Annotated in this window: 21 protein-coding genes and 1 pseudogene; 19 read left to right on the forward strand and 3 right to left on the reverse strand. The window is 33.2% G+C overall.

What is annotated here, in order from left to right:
- Positions 1–73 precede the first annotated feature (73 nt).
- The gene (locus tag QM512_RS08915) at positions 74–832 is read left to right on the forward strand and encodes a ribonuclease H family protein (protein WP_282805331.1); all 759 of its coding nucleotides are present in this window, start codon (positions 74–76) and stop codon (positions 830–832) included.
- 82 nt (positions 833–914) lie between these two features.
- Positions 915–1,103, forward strand: coding sequence for a hypothetical protein (locus tag QM512_RS08920; protein WP_282805332.1), 189 nt, complete (start codon positions 915–917; stop codon positions 1,101–1,103).
- Between the two features lie 163 nt (positions 1,104–1,266).
- Here QM512_RS08920 and QM512_RS08925 read toward each other — a convergent pair whose 3' ends face one another.
- Positions 1,267–2,235 carry a DUF1002 domain-containing protein gene (locus tag QM512_RS08925; RefSeq protein WP_282805333.1) on the reverse strand — a complete coding sequence of 323 codons (969 nt, stop codon included), beginning with the start codon at positions 2,233–2,235 and terminating at the stop codon, positions 1,267–1,269.
- Positions 2,236–2,357: 122 nt separating this feature from the next.
- Here QM512_RS08925 and QM512_RS08930 point away from each other — a divergent pair, with 122 nt between their 5' ends.
- From QM512_RS08930 to QM512_RS08990, 13 genes and pseudogenes are all read left to right on the forward strand, one after another.
- Entirely contained in the window at positions 2,358–3,188 is an 831-nt protein-coding gene (locus QM512_RS08930) for a glycosyltransferase family 2 protein (protein WP_282805334.1), read from the forward strand.
- 27 nt (positions 3,189–3,215) lie between these two features.
- The gene (locus QM512_RS08935; RefSeq protein WP_282805335.1) at positions 3,216–3,878 is read left to right on the forward strand and encodes an alpha/beta fold hydrolase; all 663 of its coding nucleotides are present in this window, start codon (positions 3,216–3,218) and stop codon (positions 3,876–3,878) included.
- Between the two features lie 85 nt (positions 3,879–3,963).
- Positions 3,964–4,326 (forward strand): hypothetical protein, encoded by a 363-nt coding sequence (locus QM512_RS08940; protein WP_282805336.1) that lies wholly within the window; start codon positions 3,964–3,966, stop codon positions 4,324–4,326.
- Positions 4,327–4,408: 82 nt separating this feature from the next.
- On the forward strand, positions 4,409–5,398 hold the full coding sequence (locus QM512_RS08945) for a ribose-phosphate diphosphokinase (protein ID WP_282805337.1): 990 nt from the start codon (positions 4,409–4,411) through the stop codon (positions 5,396–5,398).
- 167 nt (positions 5,399–5,565) lie between these two features.
- A complete protein-coding gene (locus QM512_RS08950; RefSeq protein WP_282805338.1) occupies positions 5,566–5,850 on the forward strand; it encodes a hypothetical protein in 285 nt (94 codons plus the stop codon).
- Positions 5,851–5,955: 105 nt separating this feature from the next.
- The gene (locus QM512_RS08955) at positions 5,956–7,149 is read left to right on the forward strand and encodes a CPBP family intramembrane glutamic endopeptidase (RefSeq protein WP_282805339.1); all 1,194 of its coding nucleotides are present in this window, start codon (positions 5,956–5,958) and stop codon (positions 7,147–7,149) included.
- A 21-nt stretch (positions 7,150–7,170) separates the two neighbouring features.
- A pseudogene (locus tag QM512_RS08960) lies at positions 7,171–7,304 on the forward strand (ribose-phosphate pyrophosphokinase); the annotation flags it as partial.
- A gap of 199 nt (positions 7,305–7,503) precedes the next feature.
- Complete coding sequence (locus QM512_RS08965) at positions 7,504–7,716, forward strand: 5'-nucleotidase (protein WP_282805340.1); 213 nt, start codon at positions 7,504–7,506, stop codon at positions 7,714–7,716.
- A gap of 150 nt (positions 7,717–7,866) precedes the next feature.
- A complete protein-coding gene (locus tag QM512_RS08970) occupies positions 7,867–8,160 on the forward strand; it encodes a hypothetical protein (protein ID WP_282805341.1) in 294 nt (97 codons plus the stop codon).
- Positions 8,161–8,315: 155 nt separating this feature from the next.
- Entirely contained in the window at positions 8,316–9,530 is a 1,215-nt protein-coding gene (locus QM512_RS08975) for a CPBP family intramembrane glutamic endopeptidase (RefSeq protein ID WP_282805342.1), read from the forward strand.
- A gap of 132 nt (positions 9,531–9,662) precedes the next feature.
- Positions 9,663–11,015, forward strand: coding sequence for an amino acid permease (locus tag QM512_RS08980; RefSeq protein WP_282805343.1), 1,353 nt, complete (start codon positions 9,663–9,665; stop codon positions 11,013–11,015).
- 173 nt (positions 11,016–11,188) lie between these two features.
- Complete coding sequence (locus QM512_RS08985) at positions 11,189–11,848, forward strand: TetR/AcrR family transcriptional regulator (protein WP_282805344.1); 660 nt, start codon at positions 11,189–11,191, stop codon at positions 11,846–11,848.
- Between the two features lie 20 nt (positions 11,849–11,868).
- Positions 11,869–12,708, forward strand: coding sequence for a hypothetical protein (locus QM512_RS08990; protein ID WP_282805345.1), 840 nt, complete (start codon positions 11,869–11,871; stop codon positions 12,706–12,708).
- A gap of 323 nt (positions 12,709–13,031) precedes the next feature.
- On the opposite strand, the gene QM512_RS08995 is transcribed toward QM512_RS08990, so the two are convergent.
- Positions 13,032–14,558, reverse strand: a complete 1,527-nt coding sequence (locus tag QM512_RS08995; RefSeq protein ID WP_282805346.1) for a CAP domain-containing protein — start codon at positions 14,556–14,558, stop codon at positions 13,032–13,034.
- 159 nt (positions 14,559–14,717) lie between these two features.
- Between QM512_RS08995 and QM512_RS09000 the strand changes: the two genes are divergently transcribed.
- Together QM512_RS09000 and QM512_RS09005 are read left to right on the forward strand one after the other, a co-directional pair.
- The gene (locus QM512_RS09000) at positions 14,718–15,803 is read left to right on the forward strand and encodes a D-alanine--D-alanine ligase family protein (RefSeq protein WP_282805347.1); all 1,086 of its coding nucleotides are present in this window, start codon (positions 14,718–14,720) and stop codon (positions 15,801–15,803) included.
- 29 nt (positions 15,804–15,832) lie between these two features.
- Positions 15,833–16,552: a transcriptional regulator gene (locus tag QM512_RS09005; RefSeq protein ID WP_282805348.1), complete on the forward strand. Its 720-nt coding sequence runs from the start codon at positions 15,833–15,835 to the stop codon at positions 16,550–16,552.
- A gap of 35 nt (positions 16,553–16,587) precedes the next feature.
- On the opposite strand, the gene QM512_RS09010 is transcribed toward QM512_RS09005, so the two are convergent.
- The gene (locus QM512_RS09010; protein ID WP_282805349.1) at positions 16,588–18,159 is read right to left on the reverse strand and encodes a cation:proton antiporter; all 1,572 of its coding nucleotides are present in this window, start codon (positions 18,157–18,159) and stop codon (positions 16,588–16,590) included.
- 107 nt (positions 18,160–18,266) lie between these two features.
- Here QM512_RS09010 and QM512_RS09015 point away from each other — a divergent pair, with 107 nt between their 5' ends.
- Together QM512_RS09015 and QM512_RS09020 are read left to right on the forward strand one after the other, a co-directional pair.
- Positions 18,267–19,370 carry a YibE/F family protein gene (locus QM512_RS09015; RefSeq protein ID WP_282805350.1) on the forward strand — a complete coding sequence of 368 codons (1,104 nt, stop codon included), beginning with the start codon at positions 18,267–18,269 and terminating at the stop codon, positions 19,368–19,370.
- Positions 19,370–20,131, forward strand: coding sequence for a YibE/F family protein (locus QM512_RS09020; RefSeq protein WP_282805351.1), 762 nt, complete (start codon positions 19,370–19,372; stop codon positions 20,129–20,131). The genes QM512_RS09015 and QM512_RS09020 overlap by 1 nt, the downstream gene beginning before the upstream one ends.
- The last annotated feature ends 1 nt before the right edge of the window (position 20,132 follow it).

Here is a 20,132-nt window from a genome sequence, read left to right on the forward strand (position 1 = left end):
CCCTTCCTTCTCTTTTTAGCGTTAAAATTATTCTAACATTTTATAGGATAGAACAGAGAAGAAAGGAACATTTATGAAATACTATGCAGTAAAAACTGGACGTACTCCAGGTGTTTACCGGACGTGGGAAGATGCGAAAAAACAAGTTGATGGCTTTTCAGGCGCAGAGTACAAGTCTTTTGAAAAAATCACTGATGCAACTGAATATCTTAATTGGAACAAAGAAACGCAACCAGATATTGTTAAGGAAGATTCTTTAATAAATGCTATCCAAAAGATCAGGTCAACTAATAATGCTGTCAAAGCTAAGAATAAAAAAGTAGAAAAAAAGGCTAGCTCGGACAATCCAGCTGACTACTTTGCTACCATTTATACAGATGGTGGGTCACGAAATACTGGCGTTCATAAGGGTGGTCATGTTAATAAAACTGATAGAGCAGCTTGGGCCTATTTAATTGAATGGGAAGACGGCCGTACCTATGGATCTGGCGGAGAATTTGGCGCTACAAATAATAAAATGGAATTACTTGGCCTAATTAATGCTTTAGAAAAGTTAATTGAACTTAAATTTAATAGTAAACATCTTTTATTTGTATTAGATTCGCAATATGTTTTAAATGGTATTAATAAACATTGGATTGAAGGATGGAAAAAGCGTGGCTGGAAACGATCAAACGGTCCGTTAATAAATGCAGCTGAGTGGAAAAGGCTGGATAATTTATTAGTTCATTTCTCTGATAGTACGTTTAGTTGGACTAAGGGACATGCGGACAATGAAGGCAATATTTTTGTTGACCATGAGTTAAATCGCTACATGGATAAAATGAAGTAGAAGTTCAAAAATTCGTAATATCTATAAGAATGACTATAATTGAAAGTGAAAGCGCATAAATCAATTTGAATGAGGTGGTATTATGAAAAAGTTCTTTAAAGTAGTTGGTATTGGTGCAGCAATTTGCACTGGAGTAGGTGCTGCTGTAGCTGTAACCAAAAAGATTATAGATAAAAATAATGCTAATGAAGATGTAGTTGAAGATGAAGAATCTGAATTTGAAGAACCTAATGAGGACTCTGAAACTACTGCTTCAACTGAAACAGAATAATTATTATAAAATCCGCTTGATAAACAAAAAAGTCTGCAATTTTGCAGACTTTTTTAATGCACTTTTTTTAGTAGTTGCTATAATAATAAGTGGAAGACTAGAACGCACGCAGGTACTAGTTTTCGACGACGGAGACGGCTATTTTTTAGCCGTCTTTTTTAATTTAATTCAAAATAATCATACCGCCAAAAATGCTTCTAAACCAGCTAACGATTGAATCGATTAATTTTTGGAACCAGTTACGAGTCTCAGGTGTGTTAAACTTTGAAAAGATATTTTTAGCTCCAGATTGAATTTGATCAGTCAATTGACTAGCTTGTTGTTGGAAATTTTTATCTTTTAAAGCGCCAGAATTTTTAACTTTAATTAGGACATTGATAATTTGCTCTTTTTGGTTGTTAGTAATAGTGTCGCCAAGGTGGTTAATATTAATTTGGTTGTTGACAATATCTCTAACTTGGCTATCGGAAATATTTTGACCTTGCTTAGCCATTTCTTTTTTTGCGCCAGCAACTGCATTGTTTAATTGAGCGTCAGAATAACCTTCCTTACTCTTATTTTGGCTAGTGATTTTACTTAAAGTATTCATTTCGGTTTGTGCAGCATTAATTTGTTTCTGATTTAAAGAATCACCATTTTTAGTATAAGCTGCATAAACACCAGCTAAGGCACCGGATCCATCAATTGGAGTGGCAGAAGTTACATAAATATCTGCATCAGAAATTCCGGCAGTTAGAGCAGCGTTTTTATATTGATTGGCAGTAATAGTTGTAATGTTATTGTGACCGTTATAAGGTAAAATATGAACGTTGATTCCACTACCAGAACTAGTCTTTTGGATCATTGCACTAGACCAGACACCAGAATTATTAGTGAAGTCATAGCCTGAAGGATTTAGGTATTTAACAAGATCCGCACCAGTAATGGTGATGGTGGTATAATTAGCACCATTCAATGGTTGTGTCAAAGTATCAATAGTACCTTGCTTTTGAGAAGCTGTAAGCGAGGTACCTAAAGTTACAACAGGAGTGTTATTATCATCTGCTTTGACTGTTTTAGAAGTATTAAAGGCTGCTAAGCCTAAAAATCCACTTGTTAAAATAGCTAAAAGTGTAGTTAATATCTTTTTCATAATAAAAATATCTCCTTATGAAATACACTCATTTGATGGCTATATTATAACCTAAATAGTTAACTGAATTATGTAAATAAGTATTAAGATGCTATAATCATAAGCAAAAGGAGGCAGACGCCGTGTTACGCCAGCCAATGTTAACGGTAATTATGCCAGTCTATAATATGGAGAAATATTTGGGCCGGGCACTAGAAGCTTTAGCAAAACAAAAAGATAGAAATTTTAAATTACTAATTGTTAATGATGGATCAAAGGATAGGACTCGCGAAGTAGCTGAGAAATATCGGGATCGATTTCTTTATTTTGACATTATTAATAAGAAAAATGGGGGGCTTTCTGATGCTAGAAATGTTGGGATGGCTCATGTAACTACTCCGTATTTTACTTTTCACGATGGGGATGACTGGGTAGATTCAGGTTATACTGCATACTTTGTAAGAGCATTTGATGAGCATCCAGATGTCGATATTGTTTCTTGCGGTTTTTGGATTGATTCTGAAAAACGCCATGAAAGTCATCCGGTCGGCAATAAGCAAAGCGGTGGCTTAATTGATAAAAGAGAAGCTTACTTAAAGATGACCAACGTTTTTGGCTCTCCGGTCAAAGGTTATACCTGGAACAAAGGCTACAAAATTAGCGTGATTAAGAAATATAATTTGCGTTTTGTAGAAGATTTGGCATTTATGGAAGATCAAATTTTTAATGTTAAATACGTATCTTTAACTAGTGGTTTCTACTATAGTTCAACACCGTACTATCATTATTGGCAACGAGCAGATAGTATGGTTCATGATCTTAATCCTAAGAAAATACCAGATAATTTCAGGGCAAATTATCGTGTTTGGCGCCAAATTATTAAAAGCTTGATGGCAGAGCGAGAGGCTCAAAAAGAAAGTAAAAAAATCACTAAGAAGGCATCTTTAAGTGATTTTGACCATCAAGATTTATAAAAAGTTACAACTAATAAGGAAATCGGTATGAAAGTAAAAGTTAATGGGGTTGAAATTTACTATCAGAAATTAGGTAAAGGACATCCCTTAATTTTGTTACATGGACATCACCAAGATGGTGGAATATTCGATAAATTAGTTGCTCCACTTTCTTTATATTACACGGTTGTGGTTCCTGATATGCGGGGACATGGCTTAAGTGAAGGTGAAGCAAGTGAACACTACCAAACTGAAGTAGAAGATTTACGTGCCTTTATTAGCGCACTTAAACTTGAAAAGCCATATATTTTAGGTTTTGGATCGGGAGGATTAGTGGCGCTTTCTCTAGCTGCGCAGGCACCGGAATTAGTTTCTAAAGTAATTGTTGCGGGTACTTATGTTAATGGGAATGGCGTAAATGCAAAACATATTGCCGCTAATACAATTAGAGGATTTTTTAGGGGAGATCGTGACAGTAAAGTGGCTTTAAGAGAGAGTCATATTCCTGTTGAAACGCTCAAGCGAATTAAAACGCCTACTTTATGTGTCGTAGGTGAAAAAGATTGGGTAAAGGTCGAACATGTTCGCTGGTATAGTCAATTGCTTCCTAAGTGCCGTTTAGTTTTAATGCCGCGTCAAACACACTACAGTTATGTTGTTCATAGCTTAAAGTTATTAGACTTAATTAAAGATTTTTGTAAAGAGAGTTAAAAGGCTCTCTTTTTCTTTTTGCCACTAATTTAGATAGAATTAATATATACAGTAGGAATTGATATAGAGGCAGAAGGTTAAAATTATGACAAAGATAGTAGTTCAGGGAATGAATGGCGAAATGAGTGTAGATGGCGATAAAATTTCTGTTAAGCATACAGCGCCATTATTTCTAGGTAAGCGAGAAGTAGTGCTGGATATTCATGATCTGCAAGCTGTTGTGTATAAAAAGGCACATTTATTGATTAACGGATTTTTAAAACTAGTAGCTAAAGGTGATAATCCGATGCTTTATCAAACTGCTAGTTTGCACCAAATGGGGAAAGACGAATTAGCAATTGTATTAAGAGCTTTCGAAAATACTAACCCTAAGGATGTAGAAGATTTTTATAATTATGTTGTTGGTCGTTTAGATCAAATTAAAGCAGAAGAAAAGAATCATTTATAATCTATAGTGGAAAAGTAGAGCAAAATAGGAATTTTTCGTTATAATAAGACTAGCTGTTAATTTTACAAGGAAGGGCAAATTAATGAATAAAGAAGAATTGCACGAAATGTTGCACCCAATGAAATTAATCGGTCTTGGTGGAAACCAAGCCTTAGCAGAAAGAATTGCGGCTGCTTTAGATAAGCCATTACTAGAGACTGCTGTTCAACACTTCAGTGATGGAGAAATTCAAGTTAACATTACAGAAAGTGTTAGAGGTTGCGATGTCTACGTAATTCAATCCATTCAAGATCCAGTAAATGAAAACTTCATGGAACTGATGATTGTGTTAGATGCTTTACACCGTGCGTCTGCTCACTCTGTCAACGTAGTAATTCCTTACATGGCATATTCTCGTCAAGACACTAAGAATCGTTCACGTGAACCAATCACTGCTAAATTATTAGCTAACTTGCTTCAATTGACTGATATTGACGACTTGATTGCTGTTGATCTACACGCATCACAAATTCAAGGTTTCTACAATATTCCAGTTGATCACTTGCACGCTATGCCAATCTTAGCTCAATACTTCTTAGATAACGGTATTGCAAGCAAGGATAATGATGATGTAGTAGTTGTTTCTCCAGACCATTCTGGTGCAAAACTTGCACGTACTTTTGGTTCATACTTTGATGCACCAATCGCAATTGTTGATCAACGCGGTGCACGTTATGATGCAGAAGCTCATGATATGATTGGGGACGTTAAAGACAAAACAGTCATTATCGTTGATGACTTGATTGATACTGGTTCTAGAATTGCCTCTTCAACTAGATCAGTTTTAGCTGCTGGTGCTAAGAAAGTTTATGTTGCTGCAACTCACGCACTACTTTCTCAAAATGCAATCGATGTATTGAACGAATTGCCAGTAGAACAAATCGTAGTAACTGATACTATTAAGCATAAGAAGTACCCAGATAGAATGGTTCGTTTATCTGTTGCACGTTTACTTGCTAAGGGTATTGATTACATTTACAACGATAAATCAATCCACCAAATCTTTGATGAGCAAAACAGAATTCAAGGATAATTCACATTTGATTTTAATATTCATTAAAAGGCTAGAGACTAGGTTTATAATCTATTTTTTAGCCTTTTTTATATTTAAAATCGCATTTTTCTTGAAATGATATTAATATTACAATATAATTTATTAAAAATTAAATATTTTAAATAAATTAAAGGAGGAAAGTAAAAATGAAATTAAAGAAAGTTGTAACAGCTGTTGGAGTAGTGGCCTTAGGATTAGGTGCATTAAGTTTAACCTCACATAGGGCATCTGCAGCAGAAGTCGGTACTGATAGTGTAACTCTCAGTGTAACAAAGTCTGCATCAGCAAAGTGGAATAGTGTTTTAGAAGCAAAATTTGTACCTAATAATCATCGCCAAAATACAATTTTAGGTCCAGAATATGGAGGTGGAGGAGGCTATAGCAACTTAGGTAAAGGGTGGACTACTTCACCATATCCATATCCTCATTAAAAATATTGAAAATTCTAAAAATTTATTTTTATATCAAGTAAATGCCGTTAAATTAGAAGAGAAAATCTAGATCTAGTTTAGCGGTATTTTTAACATGTGAACATTATGAAAAATAAAATTTTATTAATACTAATTTATATAAATATATTTTTTACTTTAATTATTTTGTCTAAAGATTTAAATTTTTTATGGGGTATACATTTAGGTATCTTATTTTTGATTGTCGTAATAAGAAAACAAAGCTTAACTTATAAAGTATTAGGTATTGTTTTTCTTCCATTTATTTTCTTTAGTCAATTTACTTTTTTTATAAATCTAATGATTAAAAAGTTTTCCAATTTAATTATAATTTTTTATATTATATACATTATTGGAATGATCGGATTAATAATTCCACTTGTACAAAACTTATATGGGTCAATACGGCGCCCAATTTATCGATTAATTTGTACCTTTTGGTTAAGTATTAGTATTTTTGGAGCAGGTCAGCCAGAGTTAGATCATTTGAGTTATGAAAGAGTAATAGTTGGATTAAATAGGTCGGATTTGGTTAAAGGAATAGTTATACTAATATACATGTATTTAGTAATTAAAAGATGGGGATATGAGGTTCGCTTTAATTTACCGATAGATTTTTCAAAATATAGAAATATTATTATTTTAGTTGTAACTATGATTACAGGCATTTGGTTTTGTCTTTTTGTTGTATTTAGCAGTATAGCAATTAACTATAAAGCGATTTTTGAAAATTGGGATTTTTCTTTAATTAATCCAACATTGTCAGAAAGATTTAAGAATAGTTGGGAGATATATTTTTCAGCTATTGAGGCAAGTCTAGTAGAAGAAAGCGAAAGATATATCAATTTAATACTTATTTTTGCTATTTTAAAAAAGCAAAAATTTAGGCTTGAATTATCAATTTTGTGCAGTAGCTTACTTTTTGCTCTTCCGCATATTTTTAATGTTTTTTCTATACCTCCATATCAACTGTCATTCGAAGAGGCAATATATCAAGTATTTTTTGCCTTTGGTTTTGGTTGTTATTTAGCTGTTGTATTTTTATATACTGGAAAATTATGGGTAGTCATATTATTTCATATCTTTTATGATAGTTTGGTATCTTCTATCACACCATTAGGGATAAGTGGTAGTCTAATTTTGAGTCGTATTTCGTACACCATGGTGGTTACAATTGGTTGGCTACTTTTAGCAGCTATAATTTTTATACTTAACAAAAAAATAATTAAAGAAAATATTATTCTTCTTACCGAGAGAAGGAATGAAAAAATACTTAGTTAGATATAAAATTTACTTTGGTTTGATCAATTACTAGTAGAACAAATTTTTGTAACTGATACTATTAAGTATAAGAAGTATCTAGATAGAATGGTGCGGTTATCTGTTGCATGTTTAAAGGTATTGAGTATATTTACAATGATAAGTCAATCTACTAAATCTTTGATGAACAAAACAAAATTTAAGGATAGTTCCCATTAAATTTTAATATTTATTAAAAAGCTAGAAGTTAGTTTGATAAGCTATTTCTAGTTTTTTTTATTTAAAAAATAAAAAAATGCTTGAACTTGTATTAACTTTATAATATTATTTATTTAAAATTTAAAAAAACTTTAATTCAGTAAAGGAGGAAGAAAAATGAAAAAAGTTATAACAACTATTGGAGTAGTGGCAATGGGATTAAGTACTTTAAGTTTTACGGCACATAGCGTGTCAGCAGTAAAAGTAAGTACCAATAGAGTATTAGAATCAAAATCAGTATCAGGAAGTTGGCAAAATAGAATTGCAGGACCTGAATATGGAGGCGGTGAATATACCATTTGGTCAACCCCACCATGGTCATCTCATTGAATGTCATAAACTACTATAATTTAGCCTAGTTTAATTAAATTTTTTACTAAGGTTGATATAGTTAAGACTTATGTGCTAAATTTAGCGGTATTTAAAAAAGTTCTATATAGAAGAATGTGAATTTATAGAATAAAAAAGGAGAAAGTAAAAATGAAATTAAAGAAAGTTATAACAACTATTGGAGTAGTGGCTTTAGGATTAAGTGCATTAAGTTTGACCTCACATACGGCATCTGCAGCAGAAGTGGATACTGATACTGTAACTTTCAACGTAAAAAATAATGCATCAGTAAAATTAAATAGCGTTTTGGAGTCAAAATTTTTCTATAATGGACGCAGAAATTACTTCTTAAATCCTGATAAAGGTGGAACTACTTATCTGTGGGACACTCCAGGAGGGACATATCGTGATCCACGTCAACTTTATAGTAAAGGTGTACATTAAAATATTTAAATTGTTTGAGAAAAACATATTTATTAATAAAAACAAAAATCCTATTAAATCATAGTTAATACCAAGATTTAGTAGGATTTTTAACTTCTAAGCTTTTATTGTAGATATATTTTTCAGACATTAAATTTTTAATATGGTGGAATCATATGAAGCATAGTAGAGTATTACAAATCCAAATTTATTTAAATATTGCGATTACGATAGTTATGTTAATAAATTATCATACAATCAAAGATTGGATTTATATAGGTATATTGGTCATATCTATTTTAATAAATAAATTTATAAAAATATCCCAAGTAGTAAATATTGTATTTTTGCCTATGATTTTTGTAGATCAATTTGGTTGTTTCATAGATTTACTTATAAAGGATTTACCTAAGTTAACAGTAATCCTATTCTGGATATATTTTGTTGGAACAATGTTTGTATTAATTCCAGTCGTTTCGGTTGAATATGGAAAGATAGAAAAACCTATTTTTCGTTTGATAGCATCAGTATGGGTAACATACATGCTTTCAGCCATTGGGAGTCCCCTTTATTTACGAACCTTGTCTCAAGCACACGTATTAATAGGTTTAAATAGATCAGGGATTGTATATGGATTAACGACTTTAGTATATGGATACATTCTTCTTAAAAAGTGGGGTTATAAGTTTAGGCTGAATTTGAACACTGAATTTTTTAGTAAAAGAAAAAATGTGATAGTATTTCTGCTAGTAATGGGATGTACTATTTATATAGTTCTGTGCGAAGTATTTAGTAACATGGCGTTAAATTTGCAAGAATTGTTGTGGAAATGGGATTTTTCTTTAATTAATCCATTTGATTCAATTTATTTTAGAGAATCATGGAGAATATTTTTTGATGCAACTGATGCTGGTATTGGCGAGGAAACAGTTCGATATATAAATATTTTGATCTTATTGATGATTTTTAAAAATAAAAACAATCAAATTGCGTATGCTATTGTAGTTAGTTCAATTTTATTTGCCTTACCACACATTGGTAGTGCGTTTGCTAGAGAGCATCGATTCTCTCTCTTAGGAACAACATTACAAGTAATTAACTCATTTGGCTTCGGATGTTTTATGGCTACACTTTTTCTTTATAGTGGAAAAATATGGATACCAATGATTATACATGCTTTGAATGATTTCTTAATTTTCTCAATTACGCCTCTTGGCACTAACAACGCAGGAATTTTTTATAGTGAAATAGGGCAAGTTTTAAAGGTATTAATATTTGTGTTCATTTGGATAATATTTGCAATAATTACCTTTACTAAGAATAAAGACATCATTCACAATAATGTCCAAATCTTGACTCGAGTTCAAAAAACAGATTTGACAATTTCGTGAAGCAAGTTATAATACAAACAAATAAAATAGCCAATTAATTGACTATACAAGAACTTTAATTTCATAAAATAGAAATGCCTCTAGTATAAGTTAAGTACTAGGGGTATTTTTGTCTTTAAGGGGGATTACAAAATGGATGAAAAGGAGAAGCTAAAACTAAAAAGGTCGCTTAAGAGCCGTCATGTAACGATGATTGCAATTGGTGGAGCTATTGGTACTGGATTGTTTTTAGGATCTGGTACAGCTATTCAAAGTGCTGGTCCATCAATTATCTTGTCTTATTTGATCGTTGGTATTATTAGCTTTTTCATGATGAGAGCGCTCGGAGAGTTAATCTTAGCTGATCCTGAGCAACATTCATTTATCGAATCAGTAAAAAAGTACCTGGGAAATAGAATGGAATTTGTTGCGGGATGGACGTATTGGCTATGCTGGCTTAGTTTAGCGATGGCTGATTTAACTGCAACTGGAATTTATTTAAAATATTGGTTTAAAGATTTACCTCAATGGGTTGGTCCTCTAGTAATTGTCATCTTATTAATGCTTGTTAACATGGTTAACGTTGGATTATTTGGCGAGCTTGAAAGCTGGTTTTCAATGATTAAGGTATTGGCTATCCTAGCTTTGATTATTACTGGGGCAATTCTTTTAGTTATGCATACCAAAATTGACTCTAGAACAGTTTCTCTTACTAATCTGGTGAATTATGGAGGATTTTTCCCAACAGGCTCGTGGGGCTTTTTAAAGTCATTTCAGATGGTAGTCTTTGCCTTTGTTGGAATTGAAATTGTTGGTTTAACAGCAGGTGAAACAGCCAATCCAGACAAGGACATTCCCAAGGCAATTAATACTTTGCCGGTAAGAATTGGATTATTCTACGTAGGGTCGATGATTGCTATTATGGCAGTCTATCCTTGGAACAAGATTGTTACTACAACTAGTCCATTTGTGCAGGTCTTTGGAGCAATTGGGATTCCTGCAGCAGCTGGAATTTTAAACTTTGTGGTTTTAACAGCTGCTATGTCTGCTACCAATAGTGCTATTTTTTCAACGAGTAGGTCATTATACGCACTCTCACGTGGAAATAATGCACCTAAGAGATTTGGTAAGTTAAGTAAGAAAGCAGTTCCTAATAATGCCTTGACTTTCTCGTCGTTAATTTTATTTATTGTAGTAATTCTTAACTATATCATGCCAGCTCGAGTATTTGATATTATTTCTAGTGTTTCAACGATCAACTTCATTATGGTATGGATCATCATTATGTGGACTCACTTAAAATACCGTGCTGAAAATAAAAATAATCTTGGTAGTTTTAGAATGCCAGGATTTCCTTTAACGAGCTGGATCACAATTATTTTTTACGTAGTAATTTTAGTGATTTTGGCGCTAATTCCAGCTACGAGATTGCCATTAATTATTTCAATCATTTTTATTCTAGTTTTAGCATTTAGCTATACTTTATTAGAGAAAAGAAAAAATTAAATATCATGAAAAGACTGGTAGGCTTAGCTATCAGTCTTTTTATATAGTATTAAGTCGAAAAAAGACTAATCATTGCTCGTGATTAATAATGGGACTTGGTATAATAATTGTAATTAATACCATGAAAACGCTATACTGTATAGGAATAGAATAATAATAACGAGGAAAAAGATATGGCACGACAAAAAAATTTAGTAAGACGGCATGAAATATTACGCAATACATATATGCTTTTAAAAAAGAGAGGTATGGAAAATGTATCGCTACAAATGATTGCGGATAAGTCAAGCATTTCTAAATCATTGCTCCAATCTTACTATCCACATAAAAATTTGTTAATTACAGAGATTGTTACTAATTTTATGACAGCGGTTTTGAAGAGCTTAAATGCGACCGATTTTGGAAACTTAAATACCTACTCTAAAATGAAAATTTTTATTTATTTAATTTTAGAGCAAGGAATCCAAGATGAGGGTGTTGAGCGCGTCGTTAAGAGTATTTTAAGCGATAATGAATCTCTGGATCGATGGAGTCAGATCCTAGATGACTGGCTTACAAATGAGGGCGTTAAGCATGACCTGGGAAATGATCGACAAGTTCAGATTGGATTGAACTTCATTGTTACAGCTGGCGGTAGTTTATACATAAAACGGACCGAATTCGATTTAGATGCAGATCAAATTTCTGATATAATGGTAAAAACTTTTATGTCAACATTTCTATCAATTGATGAGTCTAAGATAAGCAAAACACTTGATGAGGCAAAATCTGCTTTACAAAAATATGAACTAAGTACCTTAACCCAGACAATTAATGAGATGTTTGACAATTAATTTTAAGGAAGGTCTAGGAAATGGCAATACGCACACGCAGTGAGTTGCGTAGAATTGATCAGGCTCAAACTGTACGTGACAAAAGATCATTTGGAATTGCGATTTTTACAATTGTGGTCTTGTTTTTCAGTTTAGTAACTTTTATGAATCCCATTTTTATGAAGAGCCAGATTGCAAAAGAAAGTAATGGTGTTGTAGCTGAACGCTACATCAATCAAAAATTTGATAATTTCGCTGCAGCAATTGGTGCTGATAGAAGCAGTAATAACAGCACTAACAATCTTCTTACTGTTGAACAGACAAGGCCAATTGCGAATGCAATGATTGATTATACCTTGGGGATTCATTTATTTAGAGCAGAAAATTCTAGTTTAGCTGGTCAAATTCGAAAAATCATATTAACGAAAATAGATGATAATTCTTCAATGGAAGCTAAATCCGTGCAAGAAAAGTTAAGGAAAAATAAAGCCAGTGGAATTTATGCAATTATTACAAGTTTTGGATTAGCGAATGCGACGTTAGCGGCAAATATTGAACTGGTATTTTTAATTTTAAATGTCTTAGTGATCATTTTTGTAGGAATTTTAGCCTATCAGCAGATTAAGAGATTGCAAGAAATTGTTTCAACAAGACGTTTAATTCACATGTTTGCAGCTGGAGGAATGCGAGCTGCCATTTGTTTGATTATCATCTTTGGGTTGCTTGCCTTTATTCCAACAATTTTTAATGTTGAAGGCTTATTCTTAAATATTGGCTACTTTTTAGAAATAGCGAGTGGTATTTTCTTAGAGCTAGTAATTGTCGGAGTAGTATTATTTGTAATTAGTACCGTTACTTGGCAGATTACAAGCGCAAAATAAAATTTTATATGTATACAAAAAAGGTCTCAGTTATTAACTGAGACCTTTTTCTGGGAAATGGCGCCGGATTGGATGATCTTAATTGTATTCAAGTAAGTGTAAAGTAGTTAGGGTATAAAATAATTGTAATATGCAACAGCCATAGTGGCTATTGTAAGGGTCCTCAACCATTTCTCACTACTTATTCTTGCAGTAATTAGGTTTTAAATCAAGTTGAAAAGCCTAATTATTCTTAAATAATATAATATGTTTGAATTGGTGCAAAATAATATTCTAAAATTATAAATTCGTTATTTTAAGGTTGGATATATAGTATTAATTTATTAATTGTTTTGCTTAATCCACTGCTTTTTACCAAGATAGTACCAGGTCGTATGGTTAGTGGTAATCGTTTGTCCGTAAGCATAGCTTTTTCCTGGGATAACGTGGTTAGGAGTAGATTTTTGCAGGTGGAGATAAGGACTAGTATAGATTTGAGTATCTAGTGAATGATTGTCAATATTTACTACACCGGCAGTAAGATCTGGATTATTGAAAATATAAAAATTGTGGAACCACTGATCATTTCCTAAATTGTAATAAGAATATCCGTCTTGGTATGAACGGCCAAAAATTACAGGATTCATTCTTCTCTTTTTATTTAAAGAATCACGCAATTCCTCTCCTTGAAGCAAAAGGGCCGACTTCATAGTTGTAGAAGAAGATGGATCTTCGACTTCTTTTAAAATTTTACGAGTTGTTTGGTCATTATTGTCTTTAATGTTTTGGGATGATGATATTTTACCTGAATTTTTGATCTTCTCTTTGATTTTATTGCTGTCTTCTGAAGTTTTTAAAGTAGGCTGATTTGCGGCTACTTGATTAAAAAGTTTAAAACTATATTGATAAACGTTGTCGATATTTACGTTATATTCATGTCCAGAAACAAGCTTAATGTCTCCTGGGAAGTAGGTAATAATCGTACTGAAATAACCGTAGCCTTTACCGCTGAAATTATTAACGTTTGAGGCTTGACTTGTCTCACCAGTGTCTAAATCAGTAACGGTAATCTTTGGGGTAGCAGAGATAGTTTTGTCAGATAAATAGAGCGACCAAGCAATGTTATTGCCTTGAAGTAGTTCAATTGGAAAAACACCGCTGTTGGGGTAAGCAACGGTTCCTTTAGCAGCAGCCTTATAGCCATCGCTTGGGTAAGCAACTTGTTGAACTGAATAGCGGTAGTTATTTTCACCATAAGCTGCTCCAATACCAGTTGTTGTAAGTCTACTTGATAAAAGCCAGGCGCGGTGACCCGTATCTGAACCGTCAAGGTTATAAGTATCAGTTAATAAATCTGTGATTACATCGCCAGCAGATTGGTTGCTGACATTAAAGTTTAGGTTAGAACTGGCAGAGACATTTTTAGCAATTGTCCAATAAGTATCGCTAATATATGCTGGCCTTGTTTCGCTAGGTAAACCATGTTGATTAGTAAAGGGATTAGCTTTAATTGCGGCCATAACGCTAGCTGTAATTTGAGCATTGTCATTATCGGTCTTGTTTGTAGAAATACTTGGTAAATCAAATAAACTACGATAGAAATTAATATAATCTAGCTGAGAGTTAATGTATGAGTTTGTAACTGCACCAGGAGAGAAAGGTGCAGACAAGTGTGGAGCAGTAGCATAAAGATTATTAGAACTAAAAGTTTCTTTTGGTAGTTTTGAATATTGATTTTGAATATTATGTACTTCTTGAATTTCATCCTTGGTAAATGTTGTAGCCTGAGTACTAGTAGCTATAACGGTGCAAGAAGTTGCGCTAAGCGTAATAGTTGCTAGAAAAATGGCTGCTTTTTTAGTAAAAGTCATATTTACTCCTTTTTGGACTCCAAATATTAGAATGATAGTAATATATATAACTTAATTATAAGAAAAATGCATTCTTTTTAGACTTTTTTTCGAAAATAATGCATTATAGCGTCACGATTGTTTATAATAAGGGTTCGAGGACAAAAAGGAGATAAAGATATGACTGACAAAATTAAGGTAGGTTTGATCTTCGGTGGAAATTCTTCAGAATATGAAGTTTCTATCATGTCTGCCCACAACATTTATGAAGAAATTGATACTAATAAATTTGATGTTTACCCAATGTGGATCACTAATGACGGCTATTTAGCTGATGACGCAGATTCACGCAAAGTGTTAGATAATCCTAAGATGGAAGTTGCTAATCCTCATAAAGTAGCTAATATTTCTAACATTGTTGAATTAAAAGACCGTCCTGAAATTGACGTATTTTTCCCAATTGTACACGGAAACTTAGGTGAAGATGGATGTCTACAAGGGTTATTTAGAGTTTTAGATAAGCCCTTTGTTGGGGATGACGTTTTAGCAGCTGCTGTAACGATGGATAAGGAAATGACTAAGATTCTTGCTCAACGTGCTGGTGTTCCTGTTGCAAAGTGGATTGCAGTTAAGCGTTTTGAATATAACGATCCAGATAACAAGAAGTTAGATTACGAATATGTGGCTAGTCAATTAGGCTCTGACTTGTTTGTTAAGCCATCAAATCAAGGCTCTTCTGTTGGTGTAAGTCATGTTACTAACGAAAAGGAATACAAGATTGCTTTAGCTGAAGCCTTCAAATATGATGACAAGGTTTTAGTTGAAGAAACAGTTCACGGCACTGAAGTAGAAACTGCTGTTTTAGGTAATGATAAGCCAATCGTTGCTGGTGTTGGTCAAATTATTAATGCTAAAGATTCATTCTATACTTATGAAAACAAGTATGACGATGATTCAACTTCAACTTTAGAAATTCCTGCAAAGCTTCCTGAAGAAATTGTTGAAAAAGTTAGAAAGAATGCCTTGAAAGTGTTCCAAGCAACTGAATGTAGTGGGTTGGCACGAATCGATTCAATGCTTCGTAAAGAAGATAATGAAGTTGTGTTAACAGAAGTTAATGCTCTTCCAGGCTTCACTAACATTAGTATGTATCCTAAGTTATTTGAAGAAGTTGGAATTCCATATACTGACTTGATTACTAAATTAATTGACTACGCAATGGAACGCTACGATCACAAGAAGACTTTGTTACATAAACATGATTAAACTTAGTTTAAGTAAAGGGAGAATTTAGGATGGCAAGCGACCATAATTTTGAAGAACTTGAGGCCCCGGCAAAAACGGCTGAAGAACTTCATATCAGCGTAGCAACATTAAGAAAGTATTCTTTAATTGTTGAAAAAGTTACTGGAAATAAAGACTACTATGAAAGAACTAAGCAGAAGTCTAGACTATATTCTGCTAAGGATATTGAAGATCTCAAGGCTTTTAAAGCTTTATCTAAAAAGTCTGACTTGACCTTGCAAGAAGCTGCTAGACAAGTTTTTGCAGTAAGCGACAAGAAAGCCGAAGAAGCAAAAAAAGCCACTAAAGTGCAAAAAGAAGTAGCGACTAATACCGCTACTGTAGATGCCGATCAAGTAGTCAAACTTTTAACTATGTTGCAAAATACTATTGCAAGCCAGAATCAAGCAATTCAAGACTTACAAAAGCAGGTAGCGCGCGTTGAAGCTCAAAACAAGAAATTAATTGATCGTTCACACCAATTAGCTGAGCCAGAATCAAAAGATTCTAAAGAAGAAGTTCAAACTAGTAAAAATCAGGAAGCTGCCGACAAGATTACTGAAGAAGAAAAAAGTGAGCAAGAAGCTCACGAAGAAATTTTAAGAAAAGCTAGAGAGAACGAAGAGAAGCGTCGTAAGCAAAAAGTGGAAGAAAATATTCATCGTACTTTAGCTCAGATGCAAATTCGTCCTAAGAAAAAACACCATTGGTGGGATCGCTTTTTCAATTAAAAAAATAGGATGCCTTATTCTAGGCATCCTATTTTTTATTCCTCATCAGGTTCAATAATTAGTGATTGAGCTAGCAAAACGTCGTTATAAAGACTTAAGATATAGGTTCGATATTTGCTTTCCTTTTGACCGATCATTTCTAAATATTCACGTTCAATTGCAAAAGCTCTAAAAAATGCAAGTCGCTGCAAGTATTGTTCGGCTTTAGTTAGGTTAGGCTGATCAATTGTTTTAAGTAAGACATACATATATTCACGCGTTTTAACAACACGTTTCTGATTAAGTAGAGTGTAAATGACATAACGTTTTACTCGCTGAGGTAAGTACATCTTATGAACAGCAACTAAGGCTCTTTTTACCATTTCATTGCGGATCTTATCCATGGCAACAAGTGCTTCTTCATCACTAACTTCATGTGGAAGAATGAACTGGAAGACAATTGTTGGAACAATCATACTTAGGATAATTAATACGGCTTCAGACATAATGACAAGGTTGTAACTTTTAGTTCCTAAAAAACTAGCGCTAATTGTTAAAGCTAAGGCTAACGTTACAGCTCCATGAATTCCGCCAAGTGAAAAGACGGTACTTTCTCTTCTGTCATAGCGAATAATTAAGCGACCGTATAAGTAACGCACTAATAAATTGGCTAGATAAATAATTACTCCTACAAAAATCCATTTAGCTAAGTCACCGTTGAAGAGTTTATTGCGGGAGATTCTTACCATCATTAGACCTAAGATAATAAAGACCATACTGTTAAAAACATCAGAAATTAGGTTTTCTAGGTCTTGACCCATGTGGATCTGCCTTGAATTGAGTAACAAACTTTGTTGAGATTCTGCGTTATGAAGTAGTCCGGCAACAACAACGGCGATGATTCCAGAAACATGTATATGTTCAGCCAATGCATAAAGTGCAAGTGGCGTAAGAATATAGATTAAATTTTGGGCATTTAAGGAATTAAATCTAGATCTAATAAGAGTTTGGCGAAAAATAATGATTACCCAGGCAAAAGCAAAACCTAATACGGCCCCTCCAATTGAAGAGATAAAGAAGTCATGAATGGTTTGACCGTAGTTAATATAGCCATTAGCAAACCAAAGCAAACTCATATTAAGTAAGATAATACCGGAAGCGTCGTTAAAAAGTGATTCTGCCTTTAATGCCGCTGTTACTCGTCTAGGCATTTTTAAACCATTAGTTACGGCTTCACTTGCTGTGGCATCAGTTGGAGTACTGATACTACCAATAATAAATGCTAGCGGAAGGCTCACTCCAGCAAGCAAATGAATGCTAAAGCCACTAACAATTAAAGCTAGTAAAACCATAATCACGGTTAAGCCAACAATTTCTTTAATACGTCTACCAATATTATGGATTCTAGTTTTTTGTCCCTCAAAAAATAAAAGTGGGGCTACGATCAATTCCATAAAAATTTCTGAATCAAAGCTAGCAATTTGCTGGTTTAAAAATGGCACAAGCCCAATAATGATTCCGATGATCATGCTCACATAATTGACTGATATCTTATCAATTGCTTGGGCAATAATGATACTAATTGCAGCCGCAATTGCTAGGGTAAAAGTTGAAATCATAAGTTCCATGTTTAGATCTACCTCAGATAAATTACTATTTTTTAATAATTGATAAAAACTTTTAATGCTACTATATTAGCATACTCACCAGTTAAATTATTTAGGAAGGTGAAGAAGTGAAAAAGAAGACAAAAATTTGGCTTAGTTTATTAGTTTTAACTGTCGGAATAATATTGACTTTATTTACTTATTTTTCTACTGCTTTTGCGGATAAACCGATTGCTGTTATTACTGATGGTCAAATAAAAGATACCTTAGTTGATAAGACGAAAGACAATTATGAAAATAAGGATGAAGTGCGTCAGCAAAATCTTCATTTGAAAATTCTATCGGGAAAATATAAAGGAAAAATATTTTTAGTTACTAATACTTATTCTCCTTCTCAGGCCGTTTCTCAAAAATATCGGCCACATCAGCGTGTAATTGTTTCCTTTGTAAAAGGTAAACCCAAGTTAGTTGAGCCAAAACGTGATTGGGTTGTTGTTTTAAGCATGTTTTTAACGATTTGCGTAATTATTTTAGTTACGGGAAAACAAGCAAGCTTGTTATTAATCTCAATGATCTTAAACAGTATAATTTTTTATTTTGTAATTAAAAGCGATGTTAAAGAAAATGGAACAAAGATTTTCTTAATTTATAGTATTGCTGCAATTTTGTTTACCTTTGTTTCATTGGTTATTGTACAGGGATTTAATCAGAAAATGATTGTAACCTTGGTTGCCACACTATTAGGTGTTTTTGTTTCTTTTGGAATCTTCTATTTAGTTATGAAACTGACTCACGAGCGTGGAATTGACTATGAAGCAGTTGATTATGCTACGCAAGATCCGCGTGCCTTATTTTTGTCCCAAACGATTTTAGGAGTTTTAGGAGCGGTTATGGATGAAGCAACCGATATTGTTTCAAGCCTGTATGCCTTGGCAAAGCATAAGGTTAATTTGACGCTTAAAGAACTTTTTCTTAGTGGCCGAACTTTAGGACAAGAAATCATGGGACCCTTAATAAACGTGCTAGTCTTAATTTTTATGGCTGAAGCACTCCCAATGACAATCTTATATTTAAGAGATAACAATACCTTAGTTTATACTTTTAAATACACTCTTTCTTTAGGAGTTATTCAAAGTTTAAGTTCTGCAATTGGAATTGTATTAACTGTAATTTTTGCGACGCTTTCTAGTGCGGTATTTTTAAGAAATAAAAAAGCAGAGGGGGCTAAATAATGACGACTTTAGCTGCTCTTTTATTGATCTTATTTATTTTGATGATGATTGTTGGAGGAAAAACGGGGATGAAAAGTTATCTTAGTGTGGTTATTAATGCTTGTTTATTGATCCTAGTTGCCTTATTAATTTCTTGGGGAGTAAATATCGTTTTAGTTGGGTTGATATTTATTCCTTTGAAACTATTAACAATTATTTATTTAGGAACGCACGACTATACTGTGGCCAAGAATGCCTTTATAACTGCCTTATGCGTGAGTTTAATTGTAATGCTTATAATTATATTGTTTGAAAATTTAGCTCAGACTCAGGGCTTTGGAGATCAAGCAGGAGAGGAATTAATTGGTTTGTCTTTAAATGTCGGAATTAGTTTTCCTCAGATTGCTATTTTGGTTGCGATTTTTTCAATGCTTGGAGCAATTGCAGAAGCAAGTGTTGCAATGAGCGCTGGTCTGCTTGAATTAAAGCGGCATGATCCTAATATTTCCCAAAAACAATTAATCAATAGCGGAAATGAGGTTGGAGGAGATGTTTTAGGAACTGCGATGAATACAATTTTATTTGGATTATTTGGTAGTTTCTTACCAATATTTATTTGGTATATGAGACTGAATTATTCATTATTCGAGATTTTAAATGATAAACTTTTTGTAGATGAGTTTTTAATTATTGTGTACTCATTCATCGGTGTGCTTTTAACAGTCCCATTGACTACAATATTCTTGGCACATACTTTGACACGTGATGAAAGTAAAAAATGAA

The organism is Lactobacillus isalae (assembly GCF_947539375.1).
GTDB lineage: Bacteria > Bacillota > Bacilli > Lactobacillales > Lactobacillaceae > Lactobacillus > Lactobacillus isalae.